This is a genomic window from Peribacillus sp. NPDC097295 (genome assembly GCF_044761665.1).
In the GTDB taxonomy this organism is placed as follows: Bacteria; Bacillota; Bacilli; order Bacillales; family DSM-1321; genus Peribacillus.
In genome coordinates this window covers 551652-567187 of record NZ_JBIWCW010000002.1, presented here as the reverse complement: position 1 = coordinate 567187, position 15536 = coordinate 551652, and the positions used below count along the sequence as shown (strand labels likewise).

Below are 15536 nucleotides of genomic sequence, written 5' to 3'. Positions count from 1 at the left end.
ACATAAAGAAAAAGCAGGCTTCCCGATCATGTCAGGAAGCCTGCTTTTTTTAAAAAATCCAGCTTTAAATCTGGAATTTACGAACCACTTGCTTCAGTTCTTCCGCCATAGATGTCAATGAACGCACAGTTGAATTGATTTCTTCCATCGATGCTAGTTGTTCTTCCGTTGAAGCCGCCACTTCTTCTGAATTGGCTGCATTCTCCTGAGCGTGTGCAGTTATTTTATTGGATGATTCCGATACTTCGTCCACACTCACTGAAATCTGTTGAATGGAAGCCGTGATTTCTTCGATTTTTGGTGTAATATCTCTCGTACTTTGAAGGATTTGGGCAAATTTATTGGACGTTTCCACCGAAACCTTCACACCCTGTTCAGCATTTTCCATCACTTCTTTCATAATCGCAACGGAACTTCTTGTGTCATCTTGCATTCCCATGATCAAATCCGTAATCAACTTGGTAGAATTCTGGGACTGTTCAGCCAGTTTCTTCACTTCATCGGCCACTACGGCAAATCCCTTACCGTGTTCGCCGGCCCTCGCTGCTTCAATTGCTGCATTCAATGCTAGTAGATTCGTTTGCCCCGCAATTCCCGTAATGACATCAATAATATTCCCGATTTTATTGGAGCGTTCTGCTAAAGAATCGATAACCTGGTTCGATTGGTTAACCGAGTCATGGATGAATTGCATTTGCTTCAAGTTCTCCTGTACAAAGTGGCTTCCTTCTTCTGCCTGCTTCTCTGTTTCTTTAGACAGTTCCGACATACTAGCCGTACTTTCCGAAATCCGCTCCACTCCCTGGCTCACTTCATATAGGGAACCGAGACTACTCTCCAGTTGCCGTGTTGAACTATCAGAGGCCCCTGAAATTTCCTGTATGGAAAGGGCAATTGTTTCTGCTGCTTCTTTAGATTGTTCGGAACTGACACTCAACTGCTCAGCAGAGGATGTAACTTTATTCGTATTGGTAGAAATGGCCGTAATCGTATGGTGCAGGTTTTGCGTCATTTTTTCAAAGGATTGATTTAACACATAAATTTCGTCCCGGGTTTTCACATCGACTTTTTCTATATTCAAATCTCCTTCTGCGACTCGATTGGCCATTTTGCTCAACTTCTTGATTGGTTTCGAGATGACATTAGAAATCAGCAATCCATCTGCCATCGCAAGCAGGAACGCTACCAAACTTAGAATGAAAATCTTCCTTGTTGCCGCTTTTGAATTTTCTTGAACCTCTGTCACCTTTTGAACCATAACCTCGTCTTTGATCCATGTATATAATGCATTCGTTTGCTCTACCATTTTAGTACTGATGGGAACAACTTTATCACGGGCCAAGACCCTCGCCTTTTCTGGATCTTTCGCTACTGTCTCTACTGATTTCCTGCTTTCCTCTATCCATGCATCATTCGACGCCTGGATTTCATCAAAGCGTTGGTTCATTTCATCTCGGGTAGCCAATTTCCTGGCTTCCTTTATTAAATTATTAATATTCTCATTCGATTCATACATATTCTCTTTCATATCCGGGGTTTCATATAAAAGATACCCCCTCAAATACGTTACTTGACGCGCTGACTCCGTCTGGATACTTTGAGTGATTGATTGGACTTCGCTCGCATTACTAAGGATATAGTCATATGACTCATTCATATCTTTCATACTCGTATAAGATATGAAAGCAGCCACTCCAAAAATGGTGGAGACAAGTAAAAAGCTTACTAGTAACTTATTCTTTATTGATAATTTCATTCTGTTAACCCCTCTGGTTTTATATGTAATAGCTTCTATGTTCTTCCCTTTCAATATAAAAAGCCCACAATCAAAGTGGACATCGAATTTAGTATTCCCAGGACTGAATATATAGCTTCCTTTACTTTTATCGGTTGAGGAGTAGAATAATTAACTGATTTGTAATAGTAAAATAGGTTAAAGGACCTAAAAAGGGGCTGTCCCCAAAAGGGTAGTTAAACCTAAATTGTATAAATAGAAAGAGGCAGAAATGTTGATTTAACAACATTTCTGCCTCTTCAATTTTGCGTCATTTTACTCGAAAAAGGACTTATGAGACAGCCCCTTTTTAACTATTACTTATAAAACACTTTATCAATGTTGTACTTAGCATGAAGCGTGTTGATGATGTACGTTTCATAAATGTCACGTTCCATCGCGTCTTCTACGAAAATCGCCTCAATTTTCTTCACTTCATTACGGTGTTCTTTAATCGGGGATACGTTATCCTCGAAATGCTTTTTAACTCTTTGTCTTAGTTTGCGTGCTTTACCGACAAAGATCACTTCATCTTTTTCATTATAAAATAGGATGATGCCGCCTTTATCACGGGGAATCAGATGAAAGTCGATGAATCCGTAAATTTCCGGGATGATGGCTTCATCTCCCTCAATCACTTGTTTTCTTTGTTTAATGCTGATATCCGCTTCTGGGATTTTAATATTTATCATAAAAAATCACGTCCTCTATTTGTATATATGTAAGTGAGTGTAAGTAACTTTCCCCCTTACACGATTGTGTCACGGTTGGTATGTTCAAACTACTTTTATTACTTGTTCTGCGTTGTCCTTAAAGGTAGATGGTATCATAATCTTGAAGGAAAAGCCATGTCTGAACTTAGTGTTTGCGTAAAAGGTTCTTGTCACATATACCTTTTATCAGGAAAAGAAGAAGACCCATTAAGAGTCTCCTTCTCATTGATCAGAAATATCCGTTACCACCTATGGGCCTTAGCATTGCTTCTTAGTATAATGTTCGTTTGCGATACTTCCGTATGGCCATTTACTTGAGATTTAGAACGCTTAGGTCTTGTCCAATTATGGTGAAACTTTTGAGAATGTGGATCTAATTGATCTTTATAACTCATGTTGTATCACCTCATCGTTAAGATTAGGATATTCTTTTCAAAGCAATAGGAGGTTCCTATCACATTATTAGTATGGATTGGATAAGGATAAACATACCCGAACTTTAAAAATAAAATTCTACCGTTTCACCTTTTGAAATCACTTTTCCCTCATCATCTATCACATCGCTAGTCAAAAGCGAAATCTCCTTCACACCTTCTTCTTTTTGAAGAATGAACCCTACATTCCCTTGTTTTGAATTCTTTGCTTTTACTTCTCCATTCAGATTTTCTAAGTAAATATCATCTTTCCAAGTCAAATGTTCCCCACCATCTGTTTCAAGAAAAGCGACTGGAGAAAATTTGACATTATCGGCAGTGGGATTTTCAACTTTCACGTTTATTTTCACAATATCGAATGCGTGTTCATGGGTATAGCCATGAAAGAAATCAATCATGCTATAATCCGGTATCACATGCATGACCTTGATATCCTTGATTACTACCTGTATGGGGCCGACCTTCACCGTCTCATTTACTTGCTTATACTCTTTTAAAGACAATTCACCTTTTGAATCGGAAACTTGTTGACCGACCTGTATCAATTCACGATCATCCGGAATTTGGGGATTTGGAACATACACTTCCTTCTTCACCAATGGTTTGGCACTTTCCTCTGTTTTTTCTGTCACGTTTGATTCTTCATCAAAGGCTGGCTGAGTGTTGAGTGCACCAAATGTGGTCAATAAAAAGGCACATAATAGTAGTTTGTTCACCGAATCCCTCCCAGTATTTTAGTTTAATAAATCAAAGATGATGGTGGCTTGGTCGGTGTTATCGACCTGTTCGGCAAAACGCTCCTTATATGGTCCGTATGCATAAACGGGTACATCTTCCCCCGTATGTCCCCCGGTTGTCCAAGCCGTATTGGACCTGTTATCAAAGATGGTCTCAATCGCATTGTCGATGGTCGTAATATTTTTACTCGTGACAGCATCTTTGACTGATTCTATTTCCTCTTTCGTTAGCTTCATTTCATCTTGATCAATATACTGTTTCAAGGTTTTTTCGACATCCGCTCCCTTTACGATTGCATCCGCCATAAAGTCAGGTGTCCGTTTGGCAGCTTTAATCGGCTCGCCGGACCAGTTATACACTCCCTTTGCCCCAATTGAAAAGCCTCCCGTCGAATGGTCAGCCGTCGCCACGACTAAGGTGTGCTTGTCTTTTTTCGCGAAATCAATCGCTGCTTTGTAGGCCCTTTCGAAATCCTCCATTTCACTCATGGCGCCGACAATATCGTTATCATGGCCAGCCCAATCAATTTGGCTTCCTTCCACCATCAAGAAGAATCCGGCCTTATTCTTATTCAAGCGTTGAATCGCCGAGTCTGTCATTTCTTCCAGTGAAGGCGTTTCGTGGGTGCGGTCAATCATTTTAGGTAGACCTTCTTTAGCGAACAATCCAAGAACCTGTTTGTTTTTATCCTTTAACAGCTGTTTTTTATCCGTCACATAACTATACCCATCTTTTTTGAATGCTTTTGTCAAATCGACATCGGGCCGTACGAAATTGGATTGACCTCCACCTAAAAGAACGTCGATTTTATGTTTGCCATTTACTAAATCCTTGTAATAATCGTCCGCGATGCCATTCATGTTCTTTCGGTTTTCGTCATGCGCACCAAATGATGTCGGGGTGGCATGGGTGATTTCTGATGTTGCAACAAGGCCAGTAGATTTCCCGCTTTCCTTAGCCGCTTCCAATACCGTTTTGATTTCTGTCTTATCATTATCGACAGCAATGGCTGCGTTATACGTTTTCACACCGGCTGACATCGCCGTTGCTGCTGAAGCAGAATCCGTGATATTTTGTGTAGGATCTTCTGGGTATGTCATCTGCTGCCCCACCAGATATTTATCAAATGCTGTCTTTTCAGCTACAGTCGTAGCAGGTCTGTCTTTCAAATACCGGTAAGCGGATGTATAGGAGACTCCCATTCCATCGCCTATCATGAAAATGACGTTTCTGATTTCGGCTTCTTTCTTAGGCTTCCCTTTTGCCAAAGCGTCGTCATCTGTACCTCCCCACGATACACTTCCAAGGGCTAATGCAGTAATGATGGCAACCGGTAAGATTCTTTTACTGAATGTACGTCTCAAAAAAATGACCCCCTACTCATTTAATGGAATATTCAATTAAAATATACATCAAGAACATGAACCTACTATTAAGAAGATGTAAACATATAGGGATCTTATGTAAACGATTCGTAAATGCACCCCCTTACTGTAAACGTTTAATATCCATACTATCCCTCTTAAAATGGATTATAAAAGTAAAAAAAGTTATTTAGGGCAGCTTTGACACTTATGCTATAATTTTAAGAAATTCATAAAAAACACTAGGGGAGCCTTTTTGGCTGAGAGGAGTGGCAACACTCTGACCCTTTGAACCTGATCTGGCTAGCACCAGCGGAGGGAAGTGGCATTGAAATGAAATTTGTCTCATTCAAGGTCACCCCTCTACTCGGGTGATCTTTTTTTATGGGAAAAATGAAGTAAGGGAGAGAGTTTTATGAAGATAAGCTATCAAATTGTATTGGTGACAGGGAGCAGTAGGGGCCTTGGTTCCGCCATCGCTCAAGGGTTCGGACGGGAGGGAGCCCGTGTCGTGGTCAACTATTTTCAAAGTGAAGATAAAGCACAACAGGTGGTTGAAAGAATAGGGGATGATCGGGCGATCGCAATTCGCGCTGATGTAAGAAACCAGTCGGAAGTCCACGCCATGTTTCAGAAGGCGAAAGAACACTTTGACCAGCCCATCACAACGATTGTAAATAACGCGTTAGTAAACTTCAGTTTTGATTCCGCCTCCAGAAAAACAGCCGAGACGGTTTCATGGGAAGATTATCAAGCCCATTTCGAAGGGACCATAAAAGCCGCATTGAACACTGTACAGGCCGGTCAAAAAGACATGATCGAAGGGAAATTCGGACGGATTATCAACATCGGGACGAATCTCTTTCAAAATCCCGTCATCCCCTACCATGACTATAATACCAGCAAAGCCGCCCTCCTTGGATTCACAAGAAACATGGCAAGTGAATTAGGTAAAGCCGGAATCACCGTCAATATGGTTTCAGGGGGCCTGCTGATGAAAACCGACGCAAGTGCTGCAACTACAGAGGAAGTCTTCCATCTAATAGAAGAAAGTACACCGCTGAAAAAAGTAACCACTCCAGAAGAGGCAGCTGATGCCGTATTATTCTTCGCCTCTCCATGGAGCAGGGCCGTGACCGGTCAAAACTTGATTGTCGATGGCGGATTGGTGATGGGGTGAATACTATGCTGATAAATCGGGATGTCTCTTTTTTTGATTCGTTCGATGGTTCAAGCATTTAAATAATGGCGGCAACGTCACATATACCATTAACACCCTGAGAACCTGAACAGCAACGACAAACATCGGGTCCGATTCAAGGGCAACTGAAGTGGCGGTCATTTCCGCCACTCCTCCTGGCGCAAAAGCCAATGAGGTTGTCATAAAGGTCATTCCAGTCATTCTGGAATCGATATATGCACAAAGGATCATCATGAATATGAAAGCAACGGTACTCAAGGAAGACACGACCAGAATTTTTTTCATGCCTACGAACATGGCCTTATGAATTTCGTTCCCACACTTGTACCAATCATGTGTATTAACTTCCAAATTTCACTATAATTGATTTTAACAATCCTTTGATATGGACGCAAAGAAAACGAGGGGATGACTTGCATAAAATTGTAATTAAATTACTTTTAGTTTTGGGAGTCGTATTTTTAATGACCGGTTGCGGAGAAGATAAAAAAGAAATCACAGAAAAAGCAAATGAAGCAGCTATTAATTATTTAAAAGAAGAAAAAGATATAGCATTTGAACCTGAAAGTATCGAATTTACATCTGCTATAGGTGGAGGCACTGTCAGCGTAAATGGTTATGACAAAACTACATTGGAAAAATACAATGTATATGTTAATTATGGTGATGAAAAAGGGTATTGGATCAGTGGTTATGGTACGGGAGAAGAAGTGGAAACCGAAGAGGTAAATTAAGAACAAAGACTAACTCTATTAGAATAGAAGAAGGGGCTGTCCCAAAAGGGGTAGTTAAGCCTAAACTAATTAAATAGAGAGAGGCAGAAATGTTGATTTAACAACATTTCTGCCTCTTCAATTTTGTGTTATTTACTCGAAAAAGTGCTTATGAGACAGCCCCTTGATTTATCCTTCTATCTTCATACAATCCAATGCACGTGTCGCAACGTCCCTCGCCGTCTCGACAGAATCAGCTGCCGATAATGCCACAGCTACCCTTCTGCCAACCTTCGTGACTGGCTTTCCGAAAACGCGCACCTGCGTATTCGGCTGAGCCAAGGCTTGATCCACCCCGACTATAGAATATTCCGATAACTCAACAGGTGCTTTCAAGGGACGGCTTGCTCCAGGTGTAATTAATGAGATTTCAGGAATCGGGAATCCTAAAATCGCTCGAACATGCAGGGCAAATTCGGATAAATTTTGGGTGACCAATGTCACTAACCCTGTATCATGCGGACGTGGTGACACTTCACTGAAATAGACTTTATCCCCTGATAAGAACAACTCCACTCCAAATAAACCATATCCCCCAAGTTCATCTGTAATCTTCTTGGCAATCCTTTTTGCTTCAATGATTTGTCCTTCTGTCATAGCATGTGGCTGCCAAGATTCTATATAGTCCCCGCCCTGCTGGACATGACCGATTGGTGCACAAAACATCGTTCCATTCACGGCACGGACAGTTAGCAACGTAATTTCCGAATCAAAGCGAATAAATTCCTCGATGATCACTCTACCATTTTGGACCCGGCCGCCTTCCATCGCCATTTGCCAGCACTTCTCTAAGTCCTCTTCCGTTCGGCAGACACTTTGCCCTTTTCCAGAAGAGCTCATCAGCGGTTTAACGACATTAGGAAAACCAATAGCTTTTGCGGAATGAATAAACTCTTCATATGTATTAGCAAATCGATATGCAGCCGTTGGTAGCTTTAACGTTTCAGATGCCAACCTTCTAATTCCTTCACGATCCATCGTCAACTTAGCCGCTCTTGCTGTTGGAATGACCGAGAACCCTTCTTCCTCCAACTTAACCAATTCAGAAGTAGCAATAGCCTCGATTTCGGGAACGATTAAATCAGGTTGTTCTTTTTCAACGATTTCCCTAAGCTGCTTCGTGTCAAGCATATCAATCACATAACTTCGATGGGCCACTTGCATGGCTGGTGCGTGTTCATACCGGTCTACAGCAATGGTCTCCACACCAAGCCGCTGTGCTTCCAAAATGACTTCCTTGCCTAATTCACCTGAACCCAATAATAATACCTTCTTTGTTTTATACATTTTCAGCTTCTCCCCCTCCATGTGTTCAAAATCATTATATACGAACTATAACACAATAAAAACAAATATTTATTCGTCTTTTAATTAAATTTATTAGCTAAAATTACGTTTACAAGTATTTTTTTCTGTTTTTACATAAAAGGGATGAATGGTGAGGGAACTATTAAAAAGGGTGGGAATCAGGTATGGTGAACAACCTCAGCCACTATCTTCATTGGCATGGACAACCAACTGATATGAATGGAGGCGTATTATTTTCCACATGTCGAAATTTGCATTACGATACCTTTTGTAGATGTAAGCGCTTTCCATTATAATGAAATTAGGTTGGATGGCATGCGTGGCCGTCAAAGTATGTGGCGTAGGTGGGGCCCATACTAGCGTTAAAAGGAGTAATCGCTTTAACGCACAACTATTAGCACTCCTTAAGATAAGGGCTTTTTACGAGTCATAAGAGTTACTTTTAAGATTTGAACACCGTACATAGTCATTGATAAGGGAAATCTACATCTGCCCTCGTCTTTGCAGGTAGCCCTCATCTTTTCTAGTCTAATAGTTTATAAGACTAAAAGCTCTTCCTCTGAAATATCAGAGAAGAGCTTTTTCGTATGCACCTATTTATTTTCCAGATTCCCTATCTCTTCAGGAGATTACCCAAAAAAATAGCAGGCATTCATTGAATTAATGAATGCCTGCTCAGGTGATTTCATGCCTACCTCTTATACTTCTTGTGGTACTGCCAAGCCAAGACCTTCAGCAATACGAGTTCCGTATTCTGTATCTGCTTTGTAGAAGTGACCGATTTGGCGAAGTTTGATTTCTTCTAATTCTACCGGTTTCATGGCACCCACGACAGTTTCTACTAGACGTGTTCTTTCTTCCTTGCTCAACAGGCGGTATAAGTCTCCCGCTTGTGTATAGTGATCGTGGTGATCATAAGAAACTTGTGCAGCTTGTCCAGACACTTCAAACGGAGTAAGTTTGTTTTCGTGAGATTCCGTTGCTCCACCGAAGCTGTTCGGTTCGTAATAGACGGAACCTTTTCCATTATCATCCGCACGCATGAAGCCATCGCGTTGATTCGTATTCACTTCCGATTTAGGACGGTTAACCGGAAGTAGGTTGTGGTTTGCACCCACACGGTAACGATGGGCATCGCCATAAGCAAATAGGCGACCTTGAAGCATTTTATCTGGAGAAGCTTCAATGCCAGGCACGAATGATCCTGGGGAGAAAGTAGCTTGCTCTACTTCAGCAAAATAGTTGTCAGGGTTTCTGTTCAATTCCACTCGTCCAAGTTCAATTAATGGGTAATCTTTTTGCGACCAGACTTTAGTCACGTCGAATGGGTCAAAGCGGTAAGTATCCGCATCTTCCAAAGGCATGATTTGAACACATAATTTCCATGCTGGGAAGTCACCGTTTTCAATCGCATTGAAAAGATCTTCCGTATGGTAATCCGGATTTTCACCTGCAAGTTTAGCAGCAAGGTTCACATCCAGGTTTTTAATGCCTTGTTCTGTTTTAAAGTGGTATTTCACCCAGACAGCTTGTCCTTCTTCGTTCACCCACTTGAAAGTGTGGCTTCCGAAACCGTGCATATGGCGCCATGTTGCTGGAATCCCACGGTCAGACATTAATGTAGTTACTTGGTGTAGTGATTCTGGTGAATGAGACCAGAAATCCCATACTGCCGTCGGGTTTTTCAAGTGCGTTCTAGGGTCCCTTTTTTGTGTGTGTATGAAATCAGGGAATTTGATTGCATCTCGAATGAAGAATACAGGTGTATTGTTCCCAACGATATCGTAGTTTCCTTCTTCTGTGTAGAATTTGACTGCAAACCCACGCGGATCACGTAATGTATCAGCAGAACCAAGTTCCCCAGCTACCGTTGAAAAACGGATGAACATATCCGTTTCTTTCCCTACGCCGTTAAACACTTTGGCTTTTGTATATTTTGACAAATCATTTGTCACGGTGAAAGTACCAAATGCCCCGCCGCCTTTAGCATGAACGACACGTTCTGGAACGCGTTCACGATTAAAATGAGCCAGTTTCTCTAATAAGTGAACATCTTGTATAAGAACTGGACCACGTGACCCAGCAGTAATTGAATTTTGGTTATCGCCAACTGGAGCACCCCAGCTAGTTGTAAGGTTTTTCTTATTCGACATAAATGAACCACCTCTTCATAAGTTTTAATATATATAATAATATAGTTTCTTAGAAAAAAATCAATACTTATTTATAATAATTTTAATATAATAATAAACGTCATTAAGTATTATTTCTTCTCAAAAAGGTATTAAAGTGAGAAATAGTTAATATTCTAATGGGTGTTTAGCTAGTTAATGAGGTTTTTACTATCTGTATATTGATATAATTCACGAAGTTTTATATCCACCTATTGTTCAACCTTTATCAATTGCATAAGGGTTATCATGGTAATCGAGAATATCGGAGGGTAAAATTGGGAGGTTTATCAATTAAAACGATTTGTTATCTCTCATTTTATAGTAATTCGCGCCAAAAATCAGTGAATTTTCTGTGAATTACGGTAACACTCTAATACATCGCTAATCCGTGAAAGAACCCTCCAAATATTATGGATTTTTTGTGCCAATTCAGCAAATTCCCACCTGATTTATAAAGTCATTTAGTATAATAGATGGTAGTAGTGCTTTAGGAGGTTTTCATGAATATAATTATGCGTTTGCTTGCCAATGGATTGATATTGCTTTTCATAGACTGGCTTCTCGATTCCATCACGATAGATTCTTACGGCATAGCTTTGCTGGCAATGTTCATCTTATCGATTATGAACATGTTGGTTAAACCTATTCTTCAGCTTATCACTTTACCGATCACAATCCTGACATTCGGGCTGTTCTCCTTCGTCATCAATGCTTTCACTTTTCTGATTACATCCTATGTGGTCAGCGGCTTCGTCATTCATACTTATTGGGGAGCTCTACTCGGGTCATTCTTATTAACAATCATCCAAAGTTTAATCGTAAAGAAAGAGTAGGAACAATCGTCAGTCGACATGCTGACGATTTTTATTTTGCCTGTGACTATATCCATAACACCATTCGATATTTCCTGGGCTATTTCCCTAATTTCTGCTAATCCATACTAGCTGTATTCACTCATTTTCCATAAACATAAAGGAGATTACACTGTTTTCGCCTAAGTTTAACTGTACATACGCTAGTTAATGGTATGAATCGGATTATGGAGGAATGACATGTACACCATATGTAAACCAAGAATTCTAGTCTCCCTCATGCTTGTGCTCGCTTTCTTTATTCCTGCTTCATCCTTTGCAGCTACCGGTGATGGAAGCCCATCATCTCCTTACTCCGTCACACAGGCTATCACGAACCAAAATAATTCCGTTCAAACAGTCAGCGGATATGTAGTCGGTCAACCCACTTCTGCCACGGTTGTCGAATTCAGCAACTATCCCAGTGATTATGCGTTAGCTATTTCAGATAACGCCAAGGAAACAAATCTATCAAATATGGTATATGTCCAGATTCCCTCTTCATTTCGTTCTAAATTCGGATTGCAAACGAATCCTTCTTTAAAAGGGCAAAAAATCACCATAACTGGAACACTGACCCCCTATTTTTCTCACGCAGGCTTGAAGGATACTTCAGCCATGGTAAAAAACGAAAGTACAGTAACTCCTGAAATTCCTGAGACCGTTTCTTATTATGACGCGGCTATCGGCAAAACCGGGAGTGCACTAAAGGATGCTCTGCATACGATCATCGATGAGCATACGGAAATTTCCTACGCAAATGTTTGGGGCGCTTTGCAAGAAACCGATGAGGACCCAAATAATTCTGATCATGTCATTCTTCTTTATACAGGACGTTCCCAAGGAAAGACCGCCTATGGATCAGGCGTCAACGACTGGAACCGTGAGCATGTATGGGCAAAATCCCATGGGGGATTCGGCACATCCATGGGTGCTGGCACCGATTTACATCACCTGCGGCCAACCGATGCCTCCGTCAATAGCACGCGTAATAATCTCGACTTTGATATTGGGGGGACCGAGCATTCCGAAGCGAAGGGGAATTATTACGACTCCGATTCTTGGGAACCCCGCGACAGTGTAAAAGGCGATGTAGCACGGATGCTGTTTTACATGGCTGTTCGATATGAAGGGGATAGCGGAGAATTGGATTTAGAGTTGAATAATCAAGTAAATAACGGCTCTGCTCCCTACCATGGAAAGTTGGACGTTCTACTTGAATGGCATGAACAGGACCCGGTGGATGCGTTTGAACGTAATCGGAATGAAATCATCTATAACGACTACCAACATAATCGTAATCCTTTCATTGATCACCCCGAATGGGCTTTTTCTATCTGGGAATGAGGAATCCTTTGCTGCCCATCTTCATGGGCGGCTTCTTTTAAGGTAAATAAACAGAAAAAATAAACAATTAGTTTTACCTATATAATAATATCATTCACAGTTTATATGATTTCTTTAGAATATACATAATTCCCCTTTTGTAGAAAGCGTTTTCATTTTTTTCTTTACAAACAAACTATTAGAATATATTATTTAATTGTAATATTTTGAGAAAAAAAAGACACATAGTATGCTCTCAACTCTACTAGTGATAAAATAGTAGAAGTATTCAAAACCACATTCCAATATAGAAAAGAGGAAAACTATGCAAAACTCCAAAGATTCTCAATTACATAGAGGATTGGAAGAAAGACACATCGCATTAATGTCCCTTGGCGCAGCCATTGGAGTGGGGTTATTTCTCGGATCGGCATCAGCCATTAAATTAGCTGGTCCAGCTATTATTTTAGCTTATGCCATTGGAGGATTGATCATTTATTTGATTATGCGGGCGTTAGGCGAAATGGCCATTAAAAATCCTGTAGCAGGCTCCTTCAGTCGTTATGCAAGCGAATTTATCGGTCCTTTGGCCGGATACATAACAGGTTGGAATTACTGGTTCCTTTGGATCGCTACATGTATGGCGGAAATTACAGCCGTCGGAATTTACATGCAGTTTTGGTATCCAGATACCGCACAATGGGCTTGGGCATTAGCAGCACTAGTGATTATGACTACCATTAACTTTCTTGCCGTAAAAGCTTATGGTGAATTAGAGTTTTGGTTTTCATTGATTAAAATTGTAACGATTATAGTCATGATTGTTTTAGGGTTCGGAATGATTTTCTTTGGTATCGGCAATGCTGGAGACGCAATTGGATTCAGCAATCTGTTCTCACATGGTGGGTTTTTCCCTAATGGGATTTCAGGCGTTATCCTTTCCTTCCAAATGGTTATGTTTGCTTACTTAGGCATCGAAATGCTCGGTGTGACCGCGGGAGAAGTTAAAAACCCCGAGAAGTCTCTTAAACGGGCTATCAACACCGTGTTTTATCGGATTATGCTTTTTTATGTCTTGGCTCTCACTGTCATCCTTTCGATCACTCCATGGGATCAAATGACCGGGGAGGACAGTCCGTTCGTCATGATGTTTGATAGAATCGGTATTCCAGGAGCAGCAGGAATCATCCAGTTTGTCGTACTGACAGCAGCCCTTTCCTCTTGCAATAGTGGAATCTTCAGTACAGGCAGAATGCTGTTTAACCTTGCGCAACAAGGCGAATCTCCTAAAAGGTTCGGCCGTGTCACTAAGAATGGCGTGCCAGGCACGGCCATTATCGTATCGGCCATCGTTCTTCTTTTTGGCGTCTACCTGAATTATATGGAAGCTGAGAAAGTCTTCACATATGTAACAAGCGTGGCGACATTCGGAGCCCTTTGGACGTGGGGAACCATCCTTGTCACACAGATCTGTTCACGAAAGAAAATGAGTTTGGAAGAAAAACAGAGCTTAGCATACAAAATGCCGTTTTTCCCGCTCACTTCATATTTCGCACTAGCTTTTCTCGTATTCGTGATGATCGTTCTCGGCTTTTCTCCAGATACAAGAATCGCTTTAATCGTAGGTCCAATCTGGATTATCCTGCTTGTCGTGTTATACTATGCCACTGGATTACATAAGCGAAAAAAATAAAGAACCAAAAAGGATGCCCATTACATACGGGCATCCTTTTTTGAATGATACGGACAATAAAAATTCAAAGAAATAATTCCATTTCACAACCTTTTTCGGTAAAACCCATCTTATCGTATAGATGTTTCCCATTTTCGGAGGAATGCAGCCAAATCCGTTTAACATTATTTTTTTTACTTTCATTTATACAATGTTCAAGTAAACGTCTCGCCAGTCCATATCCTCGATACTCCGGGATTGTATACATATTAAGTATGTAGGCTTCAATCCCTTTCAGATTTTCTAAATAGGGCGGTCTATTAAATAAAACCACTCCACTGACACTTACTGCTTTTCCATCGGTTTTTGCCATATAGGATATAAATTCATTGTTTGAAAGAGCTTTTTGTAAATACTCTCTTGTTGATATTTCCATAAGATTTTTCTCTTCTATGGTTTTTATCTCACCTAGTTCTGTTAAAAGTGCTAATCGCAAACCAATTATCTGTTCCGTATCATCAATAGAGGCCCTAGTCACATTAAATTCATTACTTGGATTCATTCCAAACACCTTCTTCCTATTAAGAGTCGTGCCTCCCACTCTGACAATGAAATGGACCAACCTTACACTTGCTAGCCCATTTAAATGTTTTATTTGGGTGATTAAAGGCAATGGTATAACAATAACCAAATTATGTAGAAAGATGGTGGAGAAACATATGGATTATCGAAAATTAGCCAAGAGTGTTTTGATTCCTGTTGTAGGAGGTTCCATTGTTGGCGCACTTGCCACAAGGAACTCCAAAGAAATTTATAATGATCTTAAGAAACCTTCATTCGCTCCCCCCTCCTGGGTTTTCCCCGTCGCTTGGACAGGCCTTTATACCGTCATGGGAATTGCAAAGTACCGTATATCCGCAAAAGAAAAGAATACCCAGTCACCTGAACTTCTTTATGACACTCAACTTGGTCTGAACTTTTTATGGTCTTTTCTATTCTTCAGATGGGGCTTGCGCGGAACAGCTTTCATTGAAATGGCTGTCTTATTGACGCTGATTACTTTGACGGCCTTCGAGTTTTACAGCATTGATCGTACAGCTGGCCTCGCTATGGTCCCTTATATTGGCTGGGTGACATTCGCTTTAGGCCTTAACTATTCCATGTTTAAAAATAACTGATAATGAAAGAGAGCGTTCCATGTCGGAACG

Annotated in this window: 15 protein-coding genes and 1 riboswitch; of the genes, 6 read left to right on the top strand and 9 right to left on the bottom strand. The window is 40.7% G+C overall.

Features of this window, described 5'->3' with window-relative positions; all coding sequences use genetic code 11:
• Nucleotides 1-64 precede the first annotated feature (64 nt).
• The 5 genes from ACIQXN_RS05980 to ACIQXN_RS05960 all read right to left on the bottom strand — a co-directional run bounded on the left by ACIQXN_RS05980 (nt 65) and on the right by ACIQXN_RS05960 (nt 5029).
• The gene (locus ACIQXN_RS05980; RefSeq protein ID WP_402963177.1) at nt 65-1756 is read right to left on the bottom strand and encodes a methyl-accepting chemotaxis protein; all 1692 of its coding nucleotides are present in this window, start codon (nt 1754-1756) and stop codon (nt 65-67) included.
• Between the two features lie 335 nt (nt 1757-2091).
• Complete coding sequence (locus ACIQXN_RS05975) at nt 2092-2466, bottom strand: nucleotide excision repair endonuclease (protein ID WP_402963174.1); 375 nt, start codon at nt 2464-2466, stop codon at nt 2092-2094.
• A 263-nt stretch (nt 2467-2729) separates the two neighbouring features.
• Nucleotides 2730-2882, bottom strand: coding sequence for a YpzG family protein (locus ACIQXN_RS05970; protein WP_402871217.1), 153 nt, complete (start codon nt 2880-2882; stop codon nt 2730-2732).
• A gap of 104 nt (nt 2883-2986) precedes the next feature.
• Complete coding sequence (locus ACIQXN_RS05965) at nt 2987-3637, bottom strand: DUF4352 domain-containing protein (protein WP_402963171.1); 651 nt, start codon at nt 3635-3637, stop codon at nt 2987-2989.
• An 18-nt stretch (nt 3638-3655) separates the two neighbouring features.
• Nucleotides 3656-5029 carry an alkaline phosphatase gene (locus ACIQXN_RS05960; RefSeq protein WP_402963365.1) on the bottom strand — a complete coding sequence of 458 codons (1374 nt, stop codon included), beginning with the start codon at nt 5027-5029 and terminating at the stop codon, nt 3656-3658.
• A gap of 228 nt (nt 5030-5257) precedes the next feature.
• A riboswitch (TPP riboswitch) is annotated at nt 5258-5361 on the top strand.
• 77 nt (nt 5362-5438) lie between these two features.
• Between ACIQXN_RS05960 and ACIQXN_RS05955 the strand changes: the two genes are divergently transcribed.
• Nucleotides 5439-6203 carry a 3-oxoacyl-ACP reductase gene (locus ACIQXN_RS05955; protein ID WP_402963168.1) on the top strand — a complete coding sequence of 255 codons (765 nt, stop codon included), beginning with the start codon at nt 5439-5441 and terminating at the stop codon, nt 6201-6203.
• Between the two features lie 3 nt (nt 6204-6206).
• On the opposite strand, the gene ACIQXN_RS05950 is transcribed toward ACIQXN_RS05955, so the two are convergent.
• Nucleotides 6207-6575 carry an AbrB family transcriptional regulator gene (locus ACIQXN_RS05950; RefSeq protein ID WP_402963165.1) on the bottom strand — a complete coding sequence of 123 codons (369 nt, stop codon included), beginning with the start codon at nt 6573-6575 and terminating at the stop codon, nt 6207-6209.
• Between the two features lie 62 nt (nt 6576-6637).
• Here ACIQXN_RS05950 and ACIQXN_RS05945 point away from each other — a divergent pair, with 62 nt between their 5' ends.
• Nucleotides 6638-6958, top strand: a complete 321-nt coding sequence (locus tag ACIQXN_RS05945; RefSeq protein ID WP_402963162.1) for a hypothetical protein — start codon at nt 6638-6640, stop codon at nt 6956-6958.
• A 168-nt stretch (nt 6959-7126) separates the two neighbouring features.
• On the opposite strand, the gene purT is transcribed toward ACIQXN_RS05945, so the two are convergent.
• Both purT and katA read right to left on the bottom strand, forming a co-directional pair.
• Nucleotides 7127-8284, bottom strand: a complete 1158-nt coding sequence (gene purT / locus ACIQXN_RS05940) for a phosphoribosylglycinamide formyltransferase 2 (protein ID WP_402963159.1) — start codon at nt 8282-8284, stop codon at nt 7127-7129.
• A 719-nt stretch (nt 8285-9003) separates the two neighbouring features.
• On the bottom strand, nt 9004-10458 hold the full coding sequence (katA, locus tag ACIQXN_RS05935) for a catalase KatA (protein ID WP_402963156.1): 1455 nt from the start codon (nt 10456-10458) through the stop codon (nt 9004-9006).
• A gap of 521 nt (nt 10459-10979) precedes the next feature.
• Here katA and ACIQXN_RS05930 point away from each other — a divergent pair.
• The 3 genes from ACIQXN_RS05930 (at nt 10980) to ACIQXN_RS05920 (ending at nt 14349) form a co-directional block, all read left to right on the top strand.
• Nucleotides 10980-11312 (top strand): phage holin family protein, encoded by a 333-nt coding sequence (locus tag ACIQXN_RS05930; RefSeq protein WP_402963152.1) that lies wholly within the window; start codon nt 10980-10982, stop codon nt 11310-11312.
• Between the two features lie 219 nt (nt 11313-11531).
• Entirely contained in the window at nt 11532-12677 is a 1146-nt protein-coding gene (locus tag ACIQXN_RS05925) for an endonuclease (protein WP_402963149.1), read from the top strand.
• A 304-nt stretch (nt 12678-12981) separates the two neighbouring features.
• Nucleotides 12982-14349 carry an amino acid permease gene (locus ACIQXN_RS05920; RefSeq protein ID WP_402963146.1) on the top strand — a complete coding sequence of 456 codons (1368 nt, stop codon included), beginning with the start codon at nt 12982-12984 and terminating at the stop codon, nt 14347-14349.
• Between the two features lie 64 nt (nt 14350-14413).
• Here ACIQXN_RS05920 and ACIQXN_RS05915 read toward each other — a convergent pair whose 3' ends face one another.
• On the bottom strand, nt 14414-14890 hold the full coding sequence (locus ACIQXN_RS05915) for a GNAT family N-acetyltransferase (protein ID WP_402963143.1): 477 nt from the start codon (nt 14888-14890) through the stop codon (nt 14414-14416).
• A gap of 157 nt (nt 14891-15047) precedes the next feature.
• Here ACIQXN_RS05915 and ACIQXN_RS05910 point away from each other — a divergent pair, with 157 nt between their 5' ends.
• Nucleotides 15048-15506: a TspO/MBR family protein gene (locus tag ACIQXN_RS05910; RefSeq protein WP_402963140.1), complete on the top strand. Its 459-nt coding sequence runs from the start codon at nt 15048-15050 to the stop codon at nt 15504-15506.
• Nucleotides 15507-15536: the final 30 nt, after the last annotated feature.

Coding starts and splice junctions, on each gene's coding strand:
- ACIQXN_RS05980 (WP_402963177.1), bottom strand. CDS start 1,756: ATGAAATTATCAATAAAGAATAAGTTACTAGTAAGCTTTTTACTTGTC.
- ACIQXN_RS05975 (WP_402963174.1), bottom strand. CDS start 2,466: ATGATAAATATTAAAATCCCAGAAGCGGATATCAGCATTAAACAAAGA.
- ACIQXN_RS05970 (WP_402871217.1), bottom strand. CDS start 2,882: ATGAGTTATAAAGATCAATTAGATCCACATTCTCAAAAGTTTCACCAT.
- ACIQXN_RS05955 (WP_402963168.1), top strand. CDS start 5,439: ATGAAGATAAGCTATCAAATTGTATTGGTGACAGGGAGCAGTAGGGGC.
- purT (WP_402963159.1), bottom strand. CDS start 8,284: ATGTATAAAACAAAGAAGGTATTATTATTGGGTTCAGGTGAATTAGGC.
- katA (WP_402963156.1), bottom strand. CDS start 10,458: ATGTCGAATAAGAAAAACCTTACAACTAGCTGGGGTGCTCCAGTTGGC.
- ACIQXN_RS05930 (WP_402963152.1), top strand. CDS start 10,980: ATGAATATAATTATGCGTTTGCTTGCCAATGGATTGATATTGCTTTTC.
- ACIQXN_RS05925 (WP_402963149.1), top strand. CDS start 11,532: ATGTACACCATATGTAAACCAAGAATTCTAGTCTCCCTCATGCTTGTG.
- ACIQXN_RS05920 (WP_402963146.1), top strand. CDS start 12,982: ATGCAAAACTCCAAAGATTCTCAATTACATAGAGGATTGGAAGAAAGA.
- ACIQXN_RS05915 (WP_402963143.1), bottom strand. CDS start 14,890: ATGAATCCAAGTAATGAATTTAATGTGACTAGGGCCTCTATTGATGAT.
- ACIQXN_RS05910 (WP_402963140.1), top strand. CDS start 15,048: ATGGATTATCGAAAATTAGCCAAGAGTGTTTTGATTCCTGTTGTAGGA.